Below are 22,256 nucleotides of genomic sequence, written 5' to 3' on the forward strand. Positions count from 1 at the left end.
CATGAGCATGAACCTGATCACTGTTCTCTACCTCGTCGCCTCGGTGTGCTTCATCCAGGCGCTCAAGGGCCTGTCGCATCCGACCACCTCTCGCCGCGGCAACGTCTTCGGCATGGTCGGCATGGGCATCGCCGTGGTCACCACGGTCTTCCTGGTGTTCAAGCTCGGCGCGCAGCTGGCGGCCGCCAACGGCGAAGGCAACAACGCCGTGGCCGGCATCGGTTTCGTGCTGGTCGGCCTCTTGGTCGGCGGCAGCGCCGGCACCCTCATGGCCAAGCGCGTCGAGATGACCAAGATGCCGGAGCTGGTCGCCTTCATGCACAGCATGATCGGCCTGGCCGCGGTGTTCATCGCCATCGCCGCGGTGGTCGAGCCCCAGTCGCTGGGCATCGTCCAGGCGGCCGGCTATGCGATCCCGATGGGCAACCGCCTGGAGTTGTTCCTCGGCGCCGCGGTCGGTGCGATCACCTTCTCCGGTTCGGTCATCGCCTTCGGCAAGCTGTCCGGCAAATACAAGTTCCGCCTGTTCCAGGGCGCGCCGGTGGTCTTCAAGGGCCAGCACATGGTCAACCTGGCGGTCGGCCTGGCGATCCTCGTACTGGGCCTGGTGTACATGTTCACCGGCAACATGACCGCCTTCGCGATCATGCTGGCGCTGGCCTTCGTGATCGGCGTGCTGATCATCATCCCGATCGGCGGCGCCGACATGCCGGTGGTGGTGTCGATGCTCAACAGCTACTCGGGCTGGGCGGCGGCGGGCATCGGCTTCTCGCTGAACAACTCGATGCTGATCATCGCGGGCTCGCTGGTCGGTTCGAGCGGCGCGATCCTCTCGTACATCATGTGCAAGGCGATGAACCGCTCGTTCTTCAACGTCATCCTCGGCGGCTTCGGCGCCGATGCCGACGCGGGCGCGGCCGGCGGCAGCCAGGAGCAGCGCAGCGTGAAGTCCGGCTCGGCCGACGACGCGGCCTTCCTGCTCGGCAACGCCGACACCGTCATCATCGTCCCCGGTTACGGCCTGGCGGTAGCGCGCGCCCAGCACGCGCTGAAGGAGCTGACCGAGAAGCTGGTGCACAACGGCGTGACCGTGAAGTACGCCATCCACCCGGTCGCCGGTCGCATGCCGGGGCACATGAACGTGCTGCTGGCCGAGGCCGAGGTGCCCTACGACCAGGTGTTCGAGATGGAAGACATCAACTCCGAGTTCGGCCAGGCCGACGTGGTGCTGGTGCTCGGCGCCAACGACGTGGTCAACCCGGCGGCGAAGAACGACCCGAAGTCCCCCATCGCCGGCATGCCGATCCTCGAGGCCTACAAGGCCAAGACGATCATCGTCAACAAGCGCTCCATGGCCAGCGGCTACGCGGGCCTGGACAACGAGCTGTTCTACATGGACAAGACGATGATGGTGTTCGGCGACGCCAAGAAGGTGGTCGAGGACATGGTCAAGGCCGTCGAGTAAGCGCCGCCTGGCCGACGAGGCCCGCCCTGCAGGCGACTGCACGGCGGGCCTCGTCGTTTCTGCACTCATCTCAGCTCATCTCATTTCATCTCGGCCTCGGCCTCGGCCGCGGCTGGCAACGGGTTACGGCGCGCTCGTCGTTTCCCGCGAACCAGCCGCCGCCAGCCGATCACCACGCCCGTCAGGCTCACCGCCAGCGCGCCGAGGCTGAACAGCATCAGCAGGGCATCGCGCAGCAGCGGCTTGGCGAGCAGCGGCGGCCAGTCCCAGCTGTGCAGGAGCTTGAACACCCAGCGCACCGCGCGGCGGCGGCTGTCGCTCTGCTCGATGAGCGCGCCGGTATGCGGGTCGAGATGTACCCAGGTCGCGGCTGGATCATCGAAGCGCACGCGCAGCGCGGGCAGGCGGCGCGGCAGGTGGCTGTAGAGACTCGGCTCGGCTCGCGAGTAGTAGTAGAAGTCGTAGCGATCCAGCCACTCGATGCGGGCCTCGGCCGTCGGGTTCATCGCCCGCGCGGCCCGCTCGAGCAACGCCGCGGGCAGCCGTTCGAGCGGCTGGGCTCCGCGCGCCATCGGCAGGATCCGGCTCGCGCCGGTCGCGTCCGTCGCCACCACATAGCCGGCACCGCCCAGCAGCCGCCACTCCAGCTCGCGCGGTTCGAGGCCGCCCTGGCGAAAGCGCCGCAGCAGCGCAGTCGTCTCGACCGGGAACGCCTCGGCCGTCAGCTCGCCGCCGCGCAGCGCGGCCGGCGATAGCGCCGAGCGGCTCTTGAACAGGCCCCAGGGCTCCATCGACATCGCGCCGCTGAACGCCCAGATCACCAGCGGTACGCCGAACAGCAACCCCGTGAGGTGATGCCAGCGCTGGTAGCCCGCCGCGTAGGGCGAACGCGAGCCGCTGCGATAGGGCCGGCGGAAGCGCCAGCGCAGCAGGCCGACCGCCATGCCCAGCGCCGCCATCGCCGCGCCGAGCAGCCCGGAATAGATCAGCAGGGTGCCCCAGATGCCATCGAGAGGCCCGCCGCGCAGCGGGTAGAGCCAGTGCAGCCAGGCGCCGAGCCAGTTCCAGGTCCGCTCGTGCGCGGTGGCGTCGCGCACTACGGCGCCGGTGTGGCTGGAGACGTAGAGCAGCCGGCGCTGGTCGTCTTCGGTCTGGACGCGGTGCAGCGGGCGGTCGCGGTCCAGCGCGTGGTTGAAGGTCCAGGCATCCTCCTGCACCAGGCCGCGGTAGCCGACCGCCGTGTTGCCGGCGAAGGCCCGCGCGCTTTCCAGCGCCTCGAAGGCGCTGATGCCTGCGATGCGCCGGCCGCTCTGCGCATCCACCGCCAGCAACGGTCCTTCGCCACGGTCGATGAGATAACGCGGGGCGCCGGCCACGCTGGTCAGGCGCACGCCGACCGGGTTCGCGCCGTCCACCGCGGCCAGCGCGGTGTCGAGCGGCACGCAGCAGTCCGCCGCCAGGGGCGGCAGGCGCTCGAGGTGTTCGCTCGGCAGCAGCTTGGGATAGCCGACGTAGAGCATCACCATCCCGGACAGGCACCAGAGGGCGAGGAACAGGCACAGGCCGATCCCCAGCCAGCGGTGCCACAGATAGAGCTGTCGCTTCATGGCCGACCTCCGGCCAGGCGGCGCCCGGCGGGGGTCGGGGAATCGATCGCTACAGGCATGTCGCATCTCCGCGAGGCTCGCCGGGCGAGCCCCGGATCGGGTTGGCTCAGAAATCCAGCGTCAGGCCGGCGTACAGCGCGCGGCCATCGCCGGGCGCGTGCAGGCTCTGGGCGCCGTCCCACCAGACGTACTCGTAGTCGCGGTCGGTGAGGTTCTTCAGCTGCAAGTCGACCGCCACCGTCTCGCTCACCTGGTACGCCGCGCCCAGGTTGAGCAGCACGTAGCCGCCGTATTGCGGCTGGCGGTTCTCCCGCTCGAGGTAGTAGTCGGTCTGTCCATTGAGCCAGGCGCTCAACTCCAGCGCGCCGGTGGCCTGGTAGCTCGCGCCGGCGCTGTAGAGCCGTTCGGGCACATGGTCGATGGATTTGCCGGCGCTGGTCGGCAGGCTGGGGTCGGGTTTTTCGATCTCGGAGAACTGCCAGGAATGCGCCAGCCAGACGCTCACCCGGTCGCCCGGATAGAGGTTGAGCTGCGCGTCGTAGCCCCAGCGCCGGGTCTGGCCGAGGTTTTCCGACTCGCCGCTCGGGTCGTTCAGCTTGCGCCGCACCTCGTCGGACGCCACCTGCTCCCAATAGGCGATGCGCCCGTCGATCCACCCGGCGGGTCTGAACGTGAGGCCGACCTCCCAGCCGTCATTGATCGACGGCGCCAGGTCAGTGGTGCGCGGCGGAACCTTGTAGGCCGCCGCGCCGGTGCCGATCTGGAAGGTCCGGCCCCAGTTGCCGTACAGGCTCAGGCGCGGGTCGGGCGTGTAGACCAGGCTGATCTTCGGCTGCTCGAGGGTGCCGTAATCGTTGAGGTCGTAGTCGGCGCCGGCCAGTTCATCGGTGAAGTCGCCGGCGATACGGTCGACCCGGTACGCCGGGATGACCTTCACGCTCGGCACCGGCTGGATGACCGCCTGCACGTAGGCGCCGTAGGTGTTCAGGTCGAAGCGCTGGTCGCGCGTCTGGCGCAGCGGCCTGCGCGACGCGGTCAGGTAGCGCTCGCTTTCGTTGCGCTGCTGCTCGGTGTCCAGGCCGGCTTCGAGCGCCAGGTCATCGAGCCAACTGACCTCGGGCCGGTAGGTCAGCGCGCCGCGCGCACCGTAGTGGACTTCCTCGGTGGTGCGCTGCTGCTGCGCCTGCGAGGCGGAGAAGCGCACCCAGCGGTCGTCATCGAGGGTGTTGAGCCAGGTCTTGGCGGTCAGCGAGAGGTCCGGCGCCAGCGCCTGCTCGAAATGCACGGCGAGCTGGTTCATGCGCCGCTCGCCCTGGTCAGTCGCCGAAAGCGGGTAGCTGCGGCGGGGCGAGCGACGGGCGTCCTCGCGCGACAGGTAACCCGGCTCCTCGGCCTCGGCCTGGTAATGACGCAGCGTCAGCCCGAGCCGCCAGTCGGCGGTCTGCGGCGTGTAGAACCATTTGCCCGACAGGCTCAGGCGGTCGGCGCTGGCGTGGTCGCGGTAGCCGTCGCTGGTCTGGTAGCCGATGAAATAGTTCTGCGACAGCGCGTCGTCCTCGATGCCGCTGGCAAGCTGCGCCTCGCGGGTGTCGTAGCTGCCGTAGCGCAGCCGGGCGGTGCGGTAGTCGCCGCCGGTGCGGGTGTGCATGTCGACGTTGCCGGCGATGTTGTAGAGCCCGTAGCGCGGGTCGTTGGTGCCGCGCACCACTTCGATGCCTTCCAGCTGCAGCGGGAACAGCATGTCCAGGTACGGCATGTTGCCGTCGTTGCTGTTGCTGGGGATGCCGTCGATCAGCAGCTTGACCGCGTTGATCTCGCCCTCGCCGTTGAAGCCGCGGAACGACAGCTTGCCGGACGTGGTGCCCTGGCCGAACTCGGTGAGCATCACCCCCGGCACGCGGCGGAACAGCTCCCAGCTGTATTGGGCCGGCTGCTGGCGCAGCAGCTCGGGGCCGATGAAGTCGACCGAGGTCATGATGCTCGCCGTGCGCAGGGCGCCGTCCTGGCGGGCGGTGACGGTGCTCGAACCGAGGCTCAGCGCCGAATCGGCGCTCGGCGCGGCTTGCACGGCGTGGGCGAGGCCAAGCAGGTGGCCGGTGATCAGGCAGGTGGCGGCAGCAAGCCGCCGGTTGGGGTGCGATGGCATGTCTCTGATCCTTGCGCAGACGCCCACCGCGACGGTATCGGGCACGCGTCGCCGGGCGGGGTCGTTCGGTAGTGGAGTGGCGATACGAGCGGCCGAAGCCGCCGATCAGGCCGCCGGGGAGGCGCGAGGATTGAGGCTGGGCCAGAGGCCGCGCGGCGACTGCGAGCGCACGGCAGGCGCCGGCGGCAGGCGGCCGCTGGTCGCGGTGCGCTCGAGAAAGGTGGGGGCATCGGCGGAAATCCCCGCCAACAGTGCGGAGCCCGCGCCGCAGCAGCATTGCTGCATGTTGGCGTGATGGCCGGACGAGGACCCGGCATCGGTGTGTCCGGCGTGCTCGCCGGCGTCGACTGCGAACGCCTGGGCGTCATGGTGCGCATGCGATTGCGCGACCGCGCGCTCGGCCACCACGCAGTGGCCACCCCACCCGAGCACCCGCTTGACCTCCGGCGACAGCGTGGCCGACACCGGCATCGCCAGGCTGTGCAGCAGCATGGCCAGACAGGCGATCCAGAGGGTGAGGTGGCGACGGCGCGGGTTGGCGGTCATGGCATCGAGACGGCGATCAGGGCCTGCGCAGTGTAGGTCAGGCGCGCCGGAAAAAGGATTGAGCCAGCTCAAGCAAAGCCGCGCGTTCGACGGCGGTGGCGATGCCGTCCGCGTACCGCTATAACCACGGCTGCGCCTTAACCACGGCTGCGCTTTCAGAACACACACCCGGAGCATGCAATGTCGATCACCGAAAGCCTCCTGGCCTACCTCGTCGCGGTCACCGTGCTGACCCTGACGCCAGGCATGGACACCGCGCTCATCCTGCGAACGGCTTCGGTGGAGAGCCGGGCGCAGGCGATGAAAGCCGCCTTGGGAATCAGCACCGGCTGCCTGCTCTGGGGTGCGGCGGTTGCGCTGGGGTTGGGCGCCTTGCTCGCCGTCTCGGAGCTGGCGTTCACCATCCTGAAATACTGCGGCGCGGCCTACCTGTGCTGGCTGGGTCTCGGGATGCTGTTGAAGCCGCGCACCTCGCTGGCGATCGAGGATACGGCCGGCAGCAAAGGGCGACCCAACTGGTTCATCAAGGGGCTGCTGGGCAACCTGCTCAATCCCAAGATCGGCATCTTCTACGTGTCATTCCTGCCGCAGTTCATCCCGCAGGGGCAGCCGTTGGCGCTGTGGACGTTCGGCCTGGTGGGCGTGCACGTGGCCATCGGACTGGTCTGGGCGGCGACGCTCATCGGCGTCACCCGGCAGTTGGGGCGCTTCCTGAAGCATCGCATGGTCATCCAGTGGCTGGACCGGGCGACGGGGTCGATCTTCCTCGTTTTCGCGACCAAGCTGGCGCTCTCGCGGCAATAGCGGGCGGCCCGAACCGTTGAACGACTGACCGGGCGCCCGGGGCGATCAGCTGTCCTTGAGACGGAAGCCGATCTTGAGCGTGACCTGGTAATGGCCGACCTTGCCATTCTCGACATGGCCGCGAATTTCGCCGACCTCGAACCATTCGACGTTCTGCAGCGTGCGGCTGGCTTCGGCAATGGCGTTCTGGATGGCGTCGTCGACGCTGGTGCGTGACGAGCCGACGATTTCGATTTTCTTGTAAGTGTGGTGATCGGACATGGGCGTCTCCTTCTGGTCTGCGTGAGCCTCCGCTCGTGGGGTGCGTCCTGCCTATTTCAGGCCGAACAAACGGCGCGTAAGTTCAGTGTGTCGAACTCGGCGGCACGATCACCTCATAGGGATAGCCGGCCTGCTTGAACACCTGGTTGAAGTGCTGGCCCAGCGACTCGGCCTCGAGCAAGGCGAGCACCGCCTCGGGTGGCACCGGCTGGTAGCAGTAGACGGCATCGCTGTGGAATTCCACCTCCAGCGCCTGCTGCCCGGCGTCGTAGCCGAGCGCGCGCATGGCCTCGGAGTCGACCGCGACGCGCTTCATGCCACCGCGCCCGGCGCCCGCTGGAAGCCTTCGGACTGCAACCGCCAGAGCCGGTCGAATTCGCCGCCCAGCTCGCGCAGAGCCTGCGGGCTGCCGTCCTCGACCACCGCGCCCTGGCGCAGCACGATGATGCGATCGAAGCTCGCCAGGGTCGACAGCCGATGCGCCACGGCAAGCACCGTGCGGCCTTGCACCAGCTGGTTGAGCGCCGCCTGGATCTCGGCTTCCGACTGGGTATCCAGCGCCGAGGTGGCCTCGTCGAGGATGAGGATCGGCGCGTTCTTGAGGAAGGCGCGGGCGATGCCCAGGCGCTGGCGCTGACCGCCCGACAGCATCACGCCGCGCTCGCCGACCATCGTCTGGTAGCCCTGCGGCAACTCCTGGATGAAGGCGTGGCAGAAGGCATGGCGCGCCGCCTCGTAGACCTCCTCGTCGCTCGCCGTCGGGCTGCCGTAGCGGATGTTTTCCAGGATGCTGCGGTTGAACAGCGCGGTTTCCTGCGGCACCACCGCGATCTTCTCGCGCAGGCTGTCCTGGCTGACGCTGCGGATGTCCTGCCCGTCGATCAGGATGCGCCCGCCGTGTACGTCGTCCAGCCGTTGCAGCAGGTTGATGAGGGTCGACTTGCCGGCGCCGGACGAGCCGACGATGCCGACCTTCTGCCCGGCCGGGATGGTCAGGTCCAGCTGCTCGAACACCTGGCCGCGCCCCGGGTAGGCGAAGCGCACGCCCTCGAAGCGAATGTCGCCCTCGGCCAGCAGCAGCCGCGTGTCCGGGTCGTCCAGCCCGTGCGGCTGGACGATGATGCGCAGCGTGTCGGCGATGGCGCCGAGCTGCTGGGTGGCGTCGACCAGCGCCAGCGCCAGATCCCGCGAGCCATGCAGGATGCGGAAGGTCAGGGCGCTGACCAGCACCACGTCGCCGGCGCTGACGCTGCCACCCAGCCACAGGCGGATGGCCCAGACGAGCATGCCGCCTGCCATCAGCGAGAGGCAGATGTCGTGCAGCACGCGGGCCTTTTCGAGGTACATCCAGCTGCGACGCTGGGCATGCGCCTCGTAGCCGATCTCATGCGCCAGCCGCTCGGCCTCGCGGTCGCGCGCGGCAAAGGCCTTGATCGTCCAGACGTTCGACACCGCATCCACCAGCTCGCCGCCGACCCGCGCCGCCTGCGCCGCGAAGCGCTGGTGCTTGCTGCGGCCGCGAATGCCGAAGCCGGTAATCAGCAGCGCCACCACCAGCACGAAGCCGATCAGCGCGACCGCCATGCGCCAGTCGACTGTGAGCAGCACCACCACCGCGCCGAGGAAATCCACGATCGGCGGCACGATCTTCCAGGCCAGCCCGCCGTAGATGGCGCCGGCCGCCTGGCCGACCGCCGAGATGCGATTGCCCAGCGAGCCGGCGAAGTGCTCGGTGAAGTAGCGCATCGGGTGCCCGGTGAGGTGCCTGAACAGGTCGACGCGGATGTCCACGCAACTGGCGACCACGGTACGGCAGCCGAGCCAGCCGCCGAGCCGCCAGAACAGGTTCTCCACCACGATCAGGCCGAGGAACAGCCACAGCGGCCACCAGACATTGGCGGCGCCGCGGTTTTCGCCAGCGCCGGCCATGGCATCGACCAGCAGCTTCATGCCGTATTGCACGGCCACGGCGCACAGCGCGGCGCCGACGATCAGCGCCATCAGCCCGCCGAAGTGCCACGGCCGCCGGCGCACGTAATGCCACAGGAAGGCCATCGAGCCGCTCGGCAGGGCGGGCGCGACGATCTTCGGCGGCGCGTTCATCAGATCACCGCGGCCGCATGAGCGTGCGGCTCGAGCAGGCCGAAGCGTGTCTGTTGCAGGCGCAGCTCATCCGCGAGCCCCGCGTGCACCTCGCGCCGGCCCTCGGCATCGGCAAAGCCGAGCAGACCGGTGGGGCAGTGGCGCTCGTCGTCCCAGCCGGGGTAGTCGAGGATCGGATACAGGCAGATGCCCTCGATCGGTACGTTGCGCTGCATGGCCAGGCCGACCTGCTCGGCGACATAGCGCAACCACTGGCCGCGCGCGTCGCCCTCGGCGCCGGTTTCGGCGATCAGCAGCGGCCGCCCATAGCGCTGGTGCAGCTCGGCGAGGATGCCCTGGAAGGGCCGGTAGTCGGCGTGGCCGACCGGGATGGTGCAGCCGCCGTGGTACCACTGGTTGTCGGAGTAGTAGTTCACGCCGACGATGTCGAGGTACTCGGGCTTGCCGCCCAGGCCCGGCCAGGCCTTGCCGCAGAGCATGTCCCAGGCTTCGAACTGGACCTGGCGGTAGTTCTCCGCCTCGCGCTGCGGGCCGGGTCGGTCGCTGCTCGCGCAGACGTGGATGGCCGGGTCGACCTGGACGAAGCGCGCCGCCGGGTCGACCGCGCGGATCGCCTCGATCGCGGCGATGCTGGCGCGCACCAGCTGCACCTTCAGCTCGGCGCCGCGGCCCAGGCCCATCGGGTTGAAGTGCCCCTGATCGCCGCCGGCCCAGGCCCAGTAGGAGATTTCGTTGATCGGCGAGTAGTAGGCGGTAGCGCCGGTCTCCTCGCGCACCAGGCGCGCTGCCGCGGCGGCGAAACGGGCGAAGCGCTCGACGAACTCGGGCCGCCAGACGTCGATGTCGTCGGGCCAGCCGTAGTGGCAGAGGTCCCAGATGACCTGCGTGCCCTGCTCCTGGGCGGTGCGCAGCATCGGCAGGAAGCTCGACCAGTCGTATCGGCCGGGCGTGCGTTCGATCAGGTGCCAGCGCAGACCGTCGCGCGCGCTGCGCATGCCGTGCTGCTGGAGCGTCGCGTAGTCGTGCGCGGCCCAGCGGTCATGGCCGGTGGCGGCGAGCAGATCCAGTCGGCGGCCGTCGCCGCGGCGGTGGGTCGAGCACTCGAAGCCGCCAAGGAAAAAGCTCTGGAAAAGCGATGGTTGATGCATGCCTACCTCGTGTTCTGCCTTGCCGCGTCTACTCGGCGTTGCCTGCCGGTGCATTGCTTCGCGACTGCACCCTACGTTCGTTCGCCCCACCGGCCGCCTCCGCCGCCGCGCCGTTATGTCGCCTGGGCGGCGAGGCTGGCGGCATGTTCGGCGCTTTCGCCGGGGGCCGGGCCGCGTTCCGCTTCTTCGATGCGTTTGTAGGCGGCCAGCGCCTGCCCGACCACCTGGTCCATGTTGTAGTACTTGTAGGTGCCGAGCCGGCCGATGAAGGTGACGCCCGGCGTCTCGTCCGCGAGCTGCTGGTAACGCTTGTACAGCTCGACGTTCTCCGGCCGCGGGATCGGGTAGTAGGGGTCGCCTTCGGCCGAGGGGTATTCGTAGGTGATGCTGGTCTTCGGATGCTCTTGCCCGGTGAGGTGCTTGTATTCGCTGATGCGCGTATAGGGCACCTCCTCGGCCGGGTAGTTGACCGTGCCGACAGCCTGGAAGCGTTCCTGCTCGAGCTGCTTGTGTTCGAACCTGAGCGAGCGGTACGGCAGCTTGCCGAAGCGGTAGTCGAAGTACTCGTCGATCGGCCCGCAGAACACGAGATGGTCGTACTGCACCTCGTCGCGGATTTCGCGGTAGTCGGTGTTGAGCATCACCTTGATGTTCGGGTGCGCCAGCATCCGCTCGAACATCTTGGTGTAGCCATGCTTGGGCATCTGCTGGAAGGTGTCGGTGAAGTAGCGGTCGTCGGTGTTGGTGCGCGTCGGGATGCGCGCGGTGACCGACTTGTCGAGCTCGGACGGGTCCAGCCCCCACTGCTTGCGGGTGTAGCCGCGGAAGAATTTCTGGTACAGCTCCCGGCCGATGCCGTTGATGACCACGTCTTCGCTGGTGCGGATGTCCGCCACCGGTTCGGCGCGGCTGGCGAGGTACTCGGCCGCCTCGTCGTCGGTGGTCAGGTTCAGGCCATAGAGCGCGTTGAGCGTGGTGCGGTTGATCGGGATCGGCACCTGCTGGCCGTCGACCTGCGCCAGCACGCGGTGTTCGTACGGGCGCCACTCGGTGAAGCGCGACAGGTAATCGACGATCCGCTGCGAGTTGGTGTGGAAGATGTGCGGGCCGTAGCGGTGGATCAGCACGCCGGCCTCGTCGTAGTGGTCGTAGGCGTTACCGCCGATGTGCGGGCGGCGGTCCACTACCAGCACACGCTTGTTCAGCCCGGCGGCCAGCCGCTCGGCCAGCACGCTGCCGGCGAACCCGGCGCCGACGATCAGGTAATCGAATCCACGGGTACGCACCGGCGCGGTGGCGGGCGCGTGGAGCGGGGTGGTGTCGGCACCGCCGCCGGCCTGTTCCGGACGACCGTCCTGGAGGTTTACATCGCGCATTTCATCTTCTCCTTCATCAGGCTCCAGGTGTGGTCCCAGGACATGTCGCCCAGGATGCGATCGGCGGTCTCGAGGAGGCGATCGCGATCCTCGGCATCCGCCAGCGCGGCTTCGCAGGCGGTGACGAACGCTTCGGCCGTGTCGGCGATGCGCACGATCCCGGTGTCGCCGTAGGTGCGGACCACATCGGTGATGGGGGTGGACACGACTGGGCAGCCACCGGCCAGGTATTCCGGGGTCTTGGTCGGGCTGATGAAGCGGGTCGACTCGTTCAGCGCGAACGGCATGATCGCCACGTCCCAGCCGGCCAGGTACTGCGGCAGCTCGTCGTAGGTCTTGCCGCCGAGGTAGTGGATGTTGTCGCGCTGCGGCAGGTCGGCCGGGTCGATCTTGACCACCGGCCCGACCAGCACGATCTGCCAGCTCGGCCGCGCCTCGGCGACGCGGGCGATCAGCTCGATGTCCAGGCGCTCGTCGATGACGCCGTAGAAGCCCAGGCGCGGGTGCGGGATCTGCGCCTGGTCATCGGGATCGTGCTGGGGCCGCCGCGCCGCGGCGAAATGCTCGACGTCGACGCTGCTGGGGAAGGGATGGGCGCTCTCGTGCCGCTGGCGCTTGGCTTCGAACAGGCTGTAGCCGCCGGTGAACACCAGGTTGGCGCGACGCATCAGCTCCACTTCGCGCTCGATCAGCTGCGGCGGCGCACCGCGGAAGGCCGACAGCTCGTCCATGCAGTCGTAGATCGTCTGCCGCGGCTCGAGGTGGTCGGAAAAGGACAGGCTCATCGGCGTGTAGTACCAGAGCACCAGGTCCCGCACGCCGAGCTTGTCCAGGTAGCCGTCGAGCAGGCCGCGCAGCACGCGGTCCGCCGCCTCGCCGTCGCAGCCCTGCGGCAACCTCGGCACCAGCACCTGCACGCCGCTCTCGTCGGGGCGCACCTCGAGCCAGGGCTCGGCGTCCTCGGTGGGGATGGGCTCTTCGAAGAACAGCACGTTGAAATCCCGCGCAAAGCGCGACATCAGGTGCTGCGGCCGCTGGTAGACGAAGCTCCAGCGCAGGTGGGACAGGCAGAGCAGCGTCGGAACCTGCTCGTCGAAGACGACCTCGACCGGTGGTTGCTGCGGATTGCGCGACTTACCGATGTCGTACTGGAAGGGACCGGCCCAACTCATCAAGCACCTCGATTCACGAGACGCAGTGCCGCCTGGCATCCGATCCACCGCACCGCACGTCCAACCTGGCGCCGCCTTGCGCAGGGTGTGTCATTCGGGCGGGAATTTGCCCTTGACAACACAAGGGCCTTGGGCTTCCCGCCGGCTATGGACGACGGAAAAAGCGTTCGGTTCCCGGCATGACGTCAACCTGACAGTCCGTCGGATTGCTGACGGCTGGCAAGGAACTTGGCACTTTCTTGTCCGTCTGTACGACAGGACATCGTTTAGCCGAGGCGTAACCGAGGGCAGTCCTTGCCCGCGAATAATCACTCGTTGCGCTTCGCCGATCCCAACTCTGGAGACTTGCCTCGCTTTGCTGCCCCTCGGGCGGCAGGCCGGCGTGTCTGCGGGTAACTAGCGGTACACCGGAGGTAGAGACATGATTCTAGTCACGGGGGGCGCCGGCTATATCGGCTCCCACGCGGTGCTCGAGCTGCTACAGGCCGGCCATGAGGTGCTGGTGCTGGACAACCTCTGCAACAGCTCGCGGGTGGCCATCAGCCGGGTCGAGCGCCTGGCCGGTCGTCCGGTGAATTTCATCAAGGGCGACGTGCGCAACCGTCCGCTGCTCAACGCCCTGTTCGCGGCCTACCCGATCGATGCGGTGATGCACTTCGCCGGGCTCAAGGCCGTCGGCGAAAGCGTGCGTGAACCGCTGCGCTACTACGAGACCAACGTCAGCGGCAGCATCGCCCTGTGCCAGGCGATGGCCGAGGCCGGCGTGTTCCGCCTGGTGTTCAGCTCGTCGGCGACCGTCTATGGCGAGACCAGCGTGATGCCCATCAGCGAACAGTGCCCGACGGGCGTGCCGACCAACCCGTACGGCCAGTCCAAGCTGATGGCCGAGAACGTGCTGCGCGGGCTGGCCAACTCCGACCCGCGCTGGTCGATCGGCCTGCTGCGCTACTTCAATCCGATCGGGGCGCACGAATCCGGGCAGATCGGCGAAGACCCGGACGGCACGCCGAACAACCTGTTGCCGTTCATGCTGCAGGTCGCGGTCGGCCGCCGCAGCGAGCTGAACATCTTCGGCGACGACTACCCGACCCCCGACGGCACTGGGGTGCGCGACTACATCCACGTAGTCGACCTGGTCAAAGGCCACCTCAAGGCGCTCGACCGGCTGGAGCAGAGCAATGGGGTCTCGGTGTGGAACCTCGGCACCGGCGCCGGTTATTCGGTGATGCAGATGGTGCGCGCCTTTGAGGAGGTCACCGGACGGCCGCTGCCCTACGTCATCAAGCCGCGCCGGCCGGGCGATATCGCCCAGTGTTGGTCGGACCCGCGCAAGGCCTGGCAGGAGCTCGGCTGGCGCGCCGAACGCGACCTCACCACCATGCTCGCCGATGCCTGGCGCTGGCAGCGGCAGAATCCGCGTGGTTATGCCGGCGAAAAGACGGGCGACAAGAAGACCGCCCCGGCCGCGCTGGCCAGCTAAGCCGTCGCTGCCAGCTCGGCGCGCAGCCACGCGGCCAAGCGCTCGGCCCGTCTGTCTGCCGAGCGCGCCGGCACCCAGAGCGCCAGGCGCGCCGGCGTTTCGGTGAAACCCCAGGGTGCCAGCAGCCGTCCGGCGGCGACGTCATCGGCGACCAGCAACTGTGGCGCGATCGCCACGCCAAGCCCCGCCAGTGCGGCTTCGAGCAGGTAATACAGGTGTTCGAAGCCCTGGCCGTAGCGCAGCGCGGCGGGATCGAGCCCGTTGCTCCGCGCCCAGTTCGGCCAGGCCTGCGGGCGCGAGGCCGTGTGCAGCAAGGGCACCTCGAGCAGTGTTCGCGGCGTGCCGCCCAGCGCGGCTTCGCGTTGCGGATGGTGCGGGCTCAGCACCGGGCCGATGCGCTCGGGCGCCAGCTCGAAGACCTGCATGTCCGCCGGCCAGGGCGGCTCGACGAACCAGAGCGTGGCATCCAGCCCCGGGCGACGCGGATCGAGGTCGCCTTCGCTGGCCGACAGTTGCAGGCGCAGTTCCGGCAGCGCCCGGTTAAGGCGATCCAGGCGCGGGATGAACCAGCGCGCCAGCAGGCTGCCGGGACAGCCGAGCACGAAGGGCGCTTCGGCCGTCTGGCGTTGCAGCTCGGTGCAGGCCTCGCGCAGTCGGCCGAACGCCTCGCTTGCCGCTTCGCGCAGGCGCAGGCCGGCATCGGTGAGCTTCAGGCCGCGGCCATCCTTGTCGAACAGCGCTACGCCCAGCGCCTCTTCCAGCACCTTGATCTGCCGGCTCACCGCACCGTGGGTCACATGCAGCTCGCCCGCCGCCTGGCTCAGGCTGCCGAGCCGCGCGGCGGCCTCGAAGGCGCGCAGGGCGTTGAGCGGAGGGAGGTCGCCGGTCATCCGTGCACGCCGGTCAGCGAGGGCAGGTGACGGGTGTCCACCCAGTATTGGCGAGGGTCGGCGGGGTCGATCAGTACGGTCATCTCGTCGCCCTTGAGAAACGGGTTCGGGTCCAGCCACAGGTCCTCGCTGTGGAACAGGCGGACATAGCCGGTCTGCACGTCGTGCCATTGCAACACCAGCTGCCAGGCCTGCACGTTGTTCAGCGTAGACGACGGGTTGCGCCGCACCGCGATCAGCCGCGCCGACACCGGCCGGCCATGCCGCAGCAGGCGCTTGCCGCGTGGCGAGGTCTCGGTGCCGTTGCCCAGCAGCAGCCCGCCGACGACCAGCAGCGGCAGGCCGATACCGCTGAGCGCCAGGCTCGCGAACCAGTTGTCGACGAAGCTGTCGACCCGCACGGCGTTGGTGTCGGCCGGGTCGTAATACAGCGCCACCTGCTGGCCCACCATGTAGCTGCCCAGGCTGCATACCGTCGCCGGAACGCGTCGCTGCTCCCCGCGGGACGTGCGGAAACGGATGATCGGGCAGCCGTCACGCTCCAGATCGGTGACGACGCCCGCGACCGGCCGCATGCGGTCCAGCTCACCAATGCGATGCAACTGGTTGCCCACGGCCAGCATCAGCAGCAGCAGGCCGATGGCAGGCAGGCTCCAGAGCCAGCGATCACTCACGACGACAATTCCTTTGTCTGTTCGGGCGGCCTTTATATGTCAGGTTTGCTCACAGATAGAAGCCGAATTATCGGTTTTTGCGGCACAGCCATCGGACCTACACTGGCCGCCTGACCACTGACCTTCGGGTGAATCCATGACTTCATTGCGCAACGGCCCCGATGCCAAGGGCCTGTTCGGCCACTTCGGCGGCCAGTACGTCGCCGAAACCCTGATGCCGCTGATCCACGAGCTGGCGGCCGAATACGAGAAGGCCAAGCAGGACCCCGAGTTCGCCAAGGAACTCGCCTATTTCCAGCGCGACTACGTCGGCCGGCCGTCCCCGCTCTATTTCGCCGAGCGCCTGACCGAGCACTGCGGCGGCGCGAAGATCTACTTGAAGCGCGAAGAGCTCAATCACACCGGCGCGCACAAGATCAACAACTGCATCGGCCAGATCCTGCTGGCCAAGCGCATGGGTAAGCAGCGCATCATCGCCGAGACCGGCGCCGGCATGCACGGCGTGGCCACCGCCACCGTGGCGGCGCGCTTCGGCATGCAGTGCGTGATCTACATGGGCACCACCGACATCGACCGCCAGCAGGCCAACGTCTTTCGCATGAAGCTCTTGGGCGCCGAGGTGATCCCGGTCACCGCCGGCACCGGCACCTTGAAGGACGCGATGAACGAAGCCCTGCGCGACTGGGTGACCAATGTCCACAACACCTTCTACCTGATCGGCACCGTCGCCGGCCCGCATCCCTACCCGGCGATGGTCCGCGACTTCCAGGCCGTGATCGGCAAGGAAACCCGCGATCAATTGCACGCCCAGGAAGGCCGCCTGCCCGACTCGCTGGTCGCCTGCATCGGCGGCGGCTCCAACGCCATGGGCCTGTTCCACCCCTTCCTCGATGAGCAGAGCGTGAAGATCATCGGCGTCGAGGCGGCCGGCCACGGCATCGAGACCGGCCAGCACGCGGCGAGCCTCAACGGCGGCGTACCCGGCGTGCTGCACGGCAACCGCACCTTCCTCTTGCAGAACGAAGACGGCCAGATCATCGACGCCCACTCCATTTCGGCCGGCCTCGATTACCCCGGCATCGGCCCGGAACACGCCTGGCTGCACGACATCGGCCGCGTCGAGTACACCTCGATCACCGACAAGGAAGCGCTCGCCGCCTTCCACCAGTGCTGCCGGCTGGAAGGCATCATTCCGGCGCTGGAGTCCTCCCACGCGCTGGCCGAAGTCTTCAAACGCGCCCCTGGCCTGCCGAAGGATCACCTGATGGTGGTCAACCTCTCCGGCCGCGGCGACAAGGACATGCAGACCGTCATGCACCACTTCGACGAACAGGAAGAACATATATGAGTCGCTTGCAGACGCGCTTCGACGAGCTGAAACAACAGAACCGCGCCGCGCTGGTGACCTTCATCACCGCTGGCGACCCGGACTACGCCACCTCGCTCGCCATCCTCAAGGGCCTGCCGGCCGCGGGTGCCGATGTGATCGAACTGGGCATGCCCTTCACCGATCCGATGGCGGACGGCCCGGCGATCCAGCTCGCCAACATCCGCGCGCTGGCCGCCAAGCAGGACCTGGCGAAGACGCTGCGGATGGTTCGCGAATTCCGTCAGGACAACGGGACCACGCCAATCGTGCTGATGGGCTACTTCAACCCCATCCACAAGATGGGCGTCGAGCGCTTCCTGGCCGAGGCGGTCGACGCCGGCGTCGACGGCCTGATCGTCGTCGACTTGCCGCCGGAGCATAACGAAGACCTCTGCGACCCGGCCCAGGCCGCGGGCATCGACTTCATCCGCCTGACCACCCCGACCACCGACGACAAGCGCCTGCCCACCGTACTCAACGGCAGCTCCGGCTTCGTCTACTACGTCTCGGTAGCCGGCGTGACCGGTGCCGGCTCGGCGACGCTCGAGCATGTCGAGGAAGCCGTGGCGCGGCTGAGGCGCCACACCGACCTGCCGGTCGCCATCGGCTTCGGCATCCGCACGCCCGAACAGGCCGCCGCCATCGCCAAACGCGCCGATGGCGTGGTGGTCGGCTCGGCGCTGATCGACAAGATCGCCAGTGCCGAATCGTCCGAGCAGGCCGTCGAGGGGGTGTTGGGATTGTGTCGCGAGCTGAGCGAAGGCTTGCGTAGCGCGCGCGGCTGACTCCGGCAACCGTAGATACCTTCTTGCCCCTTACCGGGGAGGGCCAGTCTTGCGTCGAGAGGCTGGCCCGATTTCAGGTGGTGCAGCATTGCTGCGCGGATGCACCCTGCGAGCCCGCTGTCGCAATCTGTTCGTCGTGGCGCTGTAGGGCGGGTTCAGGAGCGCAGCGAACAACCCGCCAAGGGATGTGTGTGTCCTGCAAGCCCGGAGCAAGTGGGCTGTAGCCGCCCTCACGCCATGAGCCGCGAACGAATCGCCGGCCGTCGATGACCAATATCGATGACCTTGATTTCGACCGCATCCGCCGAGCGCGTAGCCTGCTGCGCACGCCCCTGTTCCCACGCGAGGAGACCGACATGCCCGATACCACCTACGTACCGCCAAAGGTCTGGACCCACGACGCCCCCTCCGGCGGCACCTTCGCCAGCATCAATGCTCCGACTGCCGGCGCGCGTGAGCAAAAGGCGCTGCCGGTGGGCAAGCACCCGTTGCAGCTGTACTCGTTGGCCACGCCCAACGGGGTGAAGGTCAGCATCATGCTCGAAGAGCTGCTCGCCCTCGGCCACAGCGGCGCCGAATATGACGCCTGGCTGATCAAGATCGGCGACGGCGACCAGTTCGGCAGCGGCTTTGTCGAGATCAACCCGAACTCGAAGATTCCCGCACTGGCCGACCACAGCGTCGAGGGCGAGCCGCTACGGGTGTTCGAGTCCGGCTCCATCCTGGTCTACCTCGCCGAAAAGTTCGGTGCCTTCCTGCCGACGGAAACCCGCGCTCGCACCGAGACGCTGAATTGGCTGTTCTGGCAGATGGGCTCGGCGCCCTTTCTCGGCGGCGGCTTCGGCCACTTCTACGCCTACGCACCCGAGAAGTACGAATACCCCATCAACCGCTACGCCATGGAGGTCAAGCGCCAGCTCGACGTCCTCGATCGGCAATTGGCCGACCGTCGCTATATCGCCGGTGACGACTACAGCATCGCCGACATGGCCATCTGGCCCTGGTACGGCGCGCTGGTGCGCGGCGAGCTGTATGGCGCGGGGGAGTTCCTCTCGGTGCATGAATACAGCCACGTACAGCGCTGGGCCGCCGACATCGCCCAACGCCCGGCCGTCATCTGCGGACGCAAGGTCAACCGCACCTGGGGCGAGGAATCCGAACAGGCGCCGGAGCGGCATAGCGCAGCGGATCTGGACTGAGCGCCGGATCGGCAGACGTCGGCCGAAGGCATGCCCTCGCGTGAGGCGTGCCTCGAGGGCGGATGCTCGCGCCGGGGGCGGGCGCAGATAGCGGTCATCGGGCCGCGTCAGTGGCTGTTCGGCGCACCAACGTCGAACCGACCGTGGACGAATCGCATCCGCCGCTGTCTCATCGTCTTTCGTCTGCCCGCTTTGCCTGCGGGCGCCTTAACCGAAGGGACCTCCCGATGAGCACAGCCCCCAACGCAGGACGCCTGCCCGATGAGCACAGCCTGGTCAATCTGCCCCGCCTGGTGTCGCGCTATTACAGCGAACGGCCCGATGTGGCCGACCCGGCGCAGCAGGTCGCCTTCGGCACCTCGGGTCATCGCGGTTCCTCGCTGAAGAACAGCTTCAATGAGTGGCACATCCTGGCCACCACCCAGGCGATCTGCGACTACCGTCGGAAGGAAGGCATCGACGGGCCGCTGTTCATGGGCATGGATACGCACGCGCTGTCCGAGCCGGCATTCGTTTCGGCGCTGGAAGTGCTGGCGGCCAATGGCATCGAAACCCGGATCGACGCCGGCTGCCCCGAGACGAATGGCGAGCCCGGCTACACCCCGACCCCGGCCATCTCCAACGCCATCCTCGACTACAACCAGGGCCGCAGCGGCGGGCTGGCCGATGGCATCGTCATCACGCCCTCGCACAACCCGCCGGCCGACGGCGGCTTCAAGTACAACCCCACCAATGGCGGCCCGGCCGATACCGGCGTGACCAGGTGGATCCAGGAGCGCGCCAATGCGTTGCTGGCCGCCGGGCTGGACGGCGTCAGGCGCATGGACTACAGCCGGGCGCTCAAGGCCGCGACGACGCAGCGGTTCGACTTCATCGAGGCGTATGTCGGCGGGCTCGATCAGGTGATCGACCTCGAGGCGATCCGCCATTCGGGCCGCACCTTCGGCGTGCATCCGCTGGGCGGCGCCGGGGTGCACTACTGGACGCGCATCGCCGAGCGCTACCAGCTGCCGCTGGAGGTGCTGTCGACCACCATCGACCCGACCTTCCGCTTCATGCGCGTCGACTGGGACGGCAAGATCCGCATGGATTGCAGCTCGCCGCACGCGATGGCCGGGCTGATCGAGGCCAAGGACCGCTTCGATGTCGCCTTCGCCTGCGACACCGATCATGACCGCCACGGCATCGTCGCCCGTTCGGTCGGCTTGCTGAACCCCAACCATTACCTCGCCGTGGCCATCGAATACCTGTTCACCCACCGCCCCGAGTGGAGCGCGCAGGCCGCGATCGGCAAGACGCTGGTGTCCTCGTCGATGATCGACCGCGTCGCCGCCGGTATCGACCGCCGCGTGGTGGAAGTGCCGGTGGGCTTCAAGTGGTTCGTCGACGGCCTGATGGACGGCAGCCTGGGCTTCGGCGGCGAGGAATCGGCCGGCGCCTCCTTTCTGCGCAAGGCGGGCGGTGCCTGGTCGACCGACAAGGACGGCATCATCCTCGGCCTGCTGGCGGCGGAAATCACCGCCGTCACCGGCAAGGACCCGGGCGAGCGCTACCAGGCGCTGACCGAACGCTTCGGCGCGCCGGTGTACCAGCGCATCGACGCTGCCGCCGACCGCGAGCAAAAGGCCAAGCTCGGCAAGCTCTCCGCCTCGCAGGTCACTGCCAAGGCGCTGGCCGGCCAGTCGATCACCCAGATCCTCACCGAAGCGCCCGGCAACGGCGCCGCCATCGGCGGGCTCAAGGTCGTGACCGACAACGGCTGGTTCGCCGCGCGGCCGTCGGGCACCGAGGACGTCTACAAGATCTATGCGGAGAGCTTCGAGGGCGAGGCCCATCTGAAGCGCATCCAGGAGGAAGCCAAGGCGCTGGTGGACTCGGTGCTGGCCGGGTAAGCACACCACCGTCGCGCCGACAGCGTGAAGCCGGGCCGCAGGTGGTGGTGCGCCCAACCCGCTGCGCGGGGCATCGGCTGGTTAACGCGCCGGCTCGATGGCCAGCGTCGACAGGCGCGCCTCCAGCAGCGTGGCGAATTGCCGGAACCAGCGCTGGTTGAGGGGCGATGGGTGGGGCAGCGGATGCAGCCTCAGCGCTCGCGCGCCGGTGGACGAGCGCAGCGAGACGTCCAGGCTGGCTTCGAAGCGGTCGTCGCGTCGCCAGAACGCCTCCAGCGCCTGCCGTTGCGGGCGCGGCTGGTCGATACCGAACCAGAGAAAGGCCTCGCGCCCTAGCGTGATGACGTCGCGACCCTGCCAGCGCTCGAGCATCAGCTCGCGTATCAGCGGCTGGAAGCGGGCCTTCACCGACATCGACCACGCCTTGTTGCCGATGGGCTTGTACGGCACGGTGTTGAGCCAGAAATAATGCGGCGTCAGGCCACGCAATGCGGCCTGATCGGCGGCGTCGTGGCCATGCAGGTGCCGGAACAGCACGCCACGCAGCAGGCGTCCGCCGGCGCCGACGAAGGGTTCGCCCCACTTGACCTCCTCCCGCCCGGGATCGCGCCCGAGGAAACAGAGCGGTGAGCGCGGATTCCCTTCGCCGATCAAGGGTTCCAAGGGGTCGCGATCGGCGGCGGCATAGGCGGCGCGGTCGATCCCGTCGGTCGCTGCCGCGAGGTCGCGAAATGCCGCCCGCTGCGTCTCGTCGAGCGGGCCGGCGTTCATAAAAGATCGTCTTCCTCGACCCGCTCGACCGTGTCGGCATCCAGCGCATAGGCCGCCTGCGCGAGGGCGTTGTCCACTGGCTCGATCTGCAACGTGCCGTCGACCCACAGCGGCGCGTAGATGTCATCGAGCATCAGCCCCTCGGGATAGCGCACCAGCACGATCTGGTTCGGCGGCGGTGGCGGCACGTGGATGCAGGCGCCGGGATAGGGCACGAGGAAGAACTCGGTGCTGCGGCCGGCGGCGTCCGTTTCCAGCGGTACCGGATAGCCGCCGAGGCGCACGGTCTTGCCGTCGAGCGCCGGGACGGTCTTGGCCGAATACATGACTGCCGGCAGTCCGGCCTCCTGCTTGAGGCCGCCGGCGTCGCTGAAACCGCGACCTTCGGGGCTGTCATGGCCGATCTCGGGCATGTCTTCGAGGGCCTGGCGATCCTCGGGCGGCATGAGCGCCAGCCAGTCGAGTTCGGCCGGGGCGGCCAGGAGCGGGGTGGTGAACAGCAGACAGAGCAGCGAAATGAAAGGCAGTCGGGACATGGAATTCTTGTGCGAAGGGGAAAGGGCCGCGG

The 22,256-nt window shown here is 68.0% G+C and carries 20 protein-coding genes; 7 read left to right on the forward strand and 13 right to left on the reverse strand.

Annotation, left to right across the window (positions count from 1 at the left end):
• The first annotated feature begins 1 nt into the window (after position 1).
• The gene (locus D7325_RS15660) at positions 2 to 1,465 is read left to right on the forward strand and encodes an NAD(P)(+) transhydrogenase (Re/Si-specific) subunit beta (RefSeq protein ID WP_120997263.1); all 1,464 of its coding nucleotides are present in this window, start codon (positions 2 to 4) and stop codon (positions 1,463 to 1,465) included.
• Positions 1,466 to 1,545: 80 nt separating this feature from the next.
• Here the strand turns inward: D7325_RS15660 and D7325_RS15665 are convergent, their stop codons facing one another.
• The 3 genes from D7325_RS15665 to D7325_RS15675 all read right to left on the reverse strand — a co-directional run bounded on the left by D7325_RS15665 (position 1,546) and on the right by D7325_RS15675 (position 5,764).
• The gene (locus D7325_RS15665) at positions 1,546 to 3,072 is read right to left on the reverse strand and encodes a PepSY domain-containing protein (RefSeq protein WP_120997265.1); all 1,527 of its coding nucleotides are present in this window, start codon (positions 3,070 to 3,072) and stop codon (positions 1,546 to 1,548) included.
• Between the two features lie 106 nt (positions 3,073 to 3,178).
• On the reverse strand, positions 3,179 to 5,227 hold the full coding sequence (locus D7325_RS15670) for a TonB-dependent receptor (protein WP_245962101.1): 2,049 nt from the start codon (positions 5,225 to 5,227) through the stop codon (positions 3,179 to 3,181).
• Between the two features lie 96 nt (positions 5,228 to 5,323).
• Entirely contained in the window at positions 5,324 to 5,764 is a 441-nt protein-coding gene (locus D7325_RS15675) for a DUF2946 family protein (RefSeq protein ID WP_245962097.1), read from the reverse strand.
• Between the two features lie 180 nt (positions 5,765 to 5,944).
• On the opposite strand from D7325_RS15675, the gene D7325_RS15680 reads away from it, so the two are divergent.
• Positions 5,945 to 6,568, forward strand: a complete 624-nt coding sequence (locus D7325_RS15680; RefSeq protein WP_120997269.1) for a LysE family translocator — start codon at positions 5,945 to 5,947, stop codon at positions 6,566 to 6,568.
• 45 nt (positions 6,569 to 6,613) lie between these two features.
• Here the strand turns inward: D7325_RS15680 and D7325_RS15685 are convergent, their stop codons facing one another.
• The 6 genes from D7325_RS15685 to D7325_RS15710 form a co-directional block, all read right to left on the reverse strand.
• On the reverse strand, positions 6,614 to 6,829 hold the full coding sequence (locus tag D7325_RS15685; RefSeq protein WP_120997271.1) for a dodecin: 216 nt from the start codon (positions 6,827 to 6,829) through the stop codon (positions 6,614 to 6,616).
• 82 nt (positions 6,830 to 6,911) lie between these two features.
• On the reverse strand, positions 6,912 to 7,145 hold the full coding sequence (locus D7325_RS15690; protein ID WP_120997273.1) for a KTSC domain-containing protein: 234 nt from the start codon (positions 7,143 to 7,145) through the stop codon (positions 6,912 to 6,914).
• The gene (locus D7325_RS15695; RefSeq protein ID WP_120997275.1) at positions 7,142 to 8,932 is read right to left on the reverse strand and encodes an ABC transporter ATP-binding protein; all 1,791 of its coding nucleotides are present in this window, start codon (positions 8,930 to 8,932) and stop codon (positions 7,142 to 7,144) included. The genes D7325_RS15690 and D7325_RS15695 overlap by 4 nt, the downstream gene beginning before the upstream one ends.
• Positions 8,932 to 10,080, reverse strand: coding sequence for a glycoside hydrolase family 1 protein (locus D7325_RS15700; RefSeq protein ID WP_120997277.1), 1,149 nt, complete (start codon positions 10,078 to 10,080; stop codon positions 8,932 to 8,934). Before D7325_RS15700 ends, D7325_RS15695 begins: the two co-directional genes overlap by 1 nt.
• A 113-nt stretch (positions 10,081 to 10,193) precedes the next feature.
• A complete protein-coding gene (gene glf, locus D7325_RS15705) occupies positions 10,194 to 11,456 on the reverse strand; it encodes a UDP-galactopyranose mutase (RefSeq protein WP_120997278.1) in 1,263 nt (420 codons plus the stop codon).
• Positions 11,444 to 12,628, reverse strand: coding sequence for a glycosyltransferase family 1 protein (locus D7325_RS15710; protein ID WP_120997280.1), 1,185 nt, complete (start codon positions 12,626 to 12,628; stop codon positions 11,444 to 11,446). Before D7325_RS15710 ends, glf begins: the two co-directional genes overlap by 13 nt.
• 421 nt (positions 12,629 to 13,049) lie before the next feature.
• Here D7325_RS15710 and galE point away from each other — a divergent pair, with 421 nt between their 5' ends.
• Positions 13,050 to 14,108 carry a UDP-glucose 4-epimerase GalE gene (galE, locus tag D7325_RS15715; protein WP_120997282.1) on the forward strand — a complete coding sequence of 353 codons (1,059 nt, stop codon included), beginning with the start codon at positions 13,050 to 13,052 and terminating at the stop codon, positions 14,106 to 14,108.
• Here galE and D7325_RS15720 read toward each other — a convergent pair.
• Complete coding sequence (locus tag D7325_RS15720) at positions 14,105 to 14,998, reverse strand: LysR family transcriptional regulator (protein ID WP_120997284.1); 894 nt, start codon at positions 14,996 to 14,998, stop codon at positions 14,105 to 14,107. The two genes, galE and D7325_RS15720, sit on opposite strands and share 4 nt — an antisense overlap.
• On the reverse strand, positions 14,995 to 15,672 hold the full coding sequence (locus D7325_RS15725; RefSeq protein WP_120997286.1) for a DUF3592 domain-containing protein: 678 nt from the start codon (positions 15,670 to 15,672) through the stop codon (positions 14,995 to 14,997). Before D7325_RS15725 ends, D7325_RS15720 begins: the two co-directional genes overlap by 4 nt.
• Before the next feature lie 136 nt (positions 15,673 to 15,808).
• On the opposite strand from D7325_RS15725, the gene trpB reads away from it, so the two are divergent.
• From trpB to pgm, 4 genes are all read left to right on the forward strand, one after another.
• Positions 15,809 to 17,020 (forward strand): tryptophan synthase subunit beta, encoded by a 1,212-nt coding sequence (gene trpB / locus D7325_RS15730; RefSeq protein WP_120997289.1) that lies wholly within the window; start codon positions 15,809 to 15,811, stop codon positions 17,018 to 17,020.
• Positions 17,017 to 17,826: a tryptophan synthase subunit alpha gene (trpA, locus tag D7325_RS15735; RefSeq protein ID WP_120997291.1), complete on the forward strand. Its 810-nt coding sequence runs from the start codon at positions 17,017 to 17,019 to the stop codon at positions 17,824 to 17,826. The genes trpB and trpA overlap by 4 nt, the downstream gene beginning before the upstream one ends.
• A 356-nt stretch (positions 17,827 to 18,182) precedes the next feature.
• Entirely contained in the window at positions 18,183 to 19,025 is an 843-nt protein-coding gene (yghU, locus tag D7325_RS15740; protein ID WP_120997485.1) for a glutathione-dependent disulfide-bond oxidoreductase, read from the forward strand.
• 227 nt (positions 19,026 to 19,252) lie between these two features.
• A complete protein-coding gene (gene pgm, locus D7325_RS15745; protein WP_120997293.1) occupies positions 19,253 to 20,917 on the forward strand; it encodes a phosphoglucomutase (alpha-D-glucose-1,6-bisphosphate-dependent) in 1,665 nt (554 codons plus the stop codon).
• Positions 20,918 to 20,998: 81 nt separating this feature from the next.
• Here the strand turns inward: pgm and D7325_RS15750 are convergent, their stop codons facing one another.
• Positions 20,999 to 21,688 carry a uracil-DNA glycosylase family protein gene (locus D7325_RS15750; protein ID WP_120997295.1) on the reverse strand — a complete coding sequence of 230 codons (690 nt, stop codon included), beginning with the start codon at positions 21,686 to 21,688 and terminating at the stop codon, positions 20,999 to 21,001.
• A complete protein-coding gene (locus tag D7325_RS15755) occupies positions 21,685 to 22,224 on the reverse strand; it encodes a DUF3299 domain-containing protein (protein WP_120997297.1) in 540 nt (179 codons plus the stop codon). Before D7325_RS15755 ends, D7325_RS15750 begins: the two co-directional genes overlap by 4 nt.
• Between the last annotated feature and the right edge of the window lie 32 nt (positions 22,225 to 22,256).

Origin of the sequence: Stutzerimonas urumqiensis (assembly GCF_003640395.1) — a bacterium.
Taxonomy (GTDB): domain Bacteria; phylum Pseudomonadota; class Gammaproteobacteria; order Pseudomonadales; family Pseudomonadaceae; genus Stutzerimonas; species Stutzerimonas urumqiensis.

What these genes read in the sequence shown, in the direction of transcription:
- D7325_RS15660 (WP_120997263.1), top strand. Translation starts at nt 2, where the DNA reads ATGAGCATGAACCTGATCACTGTTCTCTACCTCGTCGCCTCGGTGTGC.
- D7325_RS15665 (WP_120997265.1), bottom strand. Translation starts at nt 3,072, where the DNA reads ATGAAGCGACAGCTCTATCTGTGGCACCGCTGGCTGGGGATCGGCCTG.
- D7325_RS15675 (WP_245962097.1), bottom strand. Translation starts at nt 5,764, where the DNA reads ATGACCGCCAACCCGCGCCGTCGCCACCTCACCCTCTGGATCGCCTGT.
- D7325_RS15680 (WP_120997269.1), top strand. Translation starts at nt 5,945, where the DNA reads ATGTCGATCACCGAAAGCCTCCTGGCCTACCTCGTCGCGGTCACCGTG.
- D7325_RS15685 (WP_120997271.1), bottom strand. Translation starts at nt 6,829, where the DNA reads ATGTCCGATCACCACACTTACAAGAAAATCGAAATCGTCGGCTCGTCA.
- D7325_RS15690 (WP_120997273.1), bottom strand. Translation starts at nt 7,145, where the DNA reads ATGAAGCGCGTCGCGGTCGACTCCGAGGCCATGCGCGCGCTCGGCTAC.
- D7325_RS15695 (WP_120997275.1), bottom strand. Translation starts at nt 8,932, where the DNA reads ATGAACGCGCCGCCGAAGATCGTCGCGCCCGCCCTGCCGAGCGGCTCG.
- D7325_RS15700 (WP_120997277.1), bottom strand. Translation starts at nt 10,080, where the DNA reads ATGCATCAACCATCGCTTTTCCAGAGCTTTTTCCTTGGCGGCTTCGAG.
- glf (WP_120997278.1), bottom strand. Translation starts at nt 11,456, where the DNA reads ATGCGCGATGTAAACCTCCAGGACGGTCGTCCGGAACAGGCCGGCGGC.
- D7325_RS15710 (WP_120997280.1), bottom strand. Translation starts at nt 12,628, where the DNA reads ATGAGTTGGGCCGGTCCCTTCCAGTACGACATCGGTAAGTCGCGCAAT.
- galE (WP_120997282.1), top strand. Translation starts at nt 13,050, where the DNA reads ATGATTCTAGTCACGGGGGGCGCCGGCTATATCGGCTCCCACGCGGTG.
- D7325_RS15720 (WP_120997284.1), bottom strand. Translation starts at nt 14,998, where the DNA reads ATGACCGGCGACCTCCCTCCGCTCAACGCCCTGCGCGCCTTCGAGGCC.
- trpB (WP_120997289.1), top strand. Translation starts at nt 15,809, where the DNA reads ATGACTTCATTGCGCAACGGCCCCGATGCCAAGGGCCTGTTCGGCCAC.
- trpA (WP_120997291.1), top strand. Translation starts at nt 17,017, where the DNA reads ATGAGTCGCTTGCAGACGCGCTTCGACGAGCTGAAACAACAGAACCGC.
- yghU (WP_120997485.1), top strand. Translation starts at nt 18,183, where the DNA reads ATGCCCGATACCACCTACGTACCGCCAAAGGTCTGGACCCACGACGCC.
- pgm (WP_120997293.1), top strand. Translation starts at nt 19,253, where the DNA reads ATGAGCACAGCCCCCAACGCAGGACGCCTGCCCGATGAGCACAGCCTG.
- D7325_RS15750 (WP_120997295.1), bottom strand. Translation starts at nt 21,688, where the DNA reads ATGAACGCCGGCCCGCTCGACGAGACGCAGCGGGCGGCATTTCGCGAC.
- D7325_RS15755 (WP_120997297.1), bottom strand. Translation starts at nt 22,224, where the DNA reads ATGTCCCGACTGCCTTTCATTTCGCTGCTCTGTCTGCTGTTCACCACC.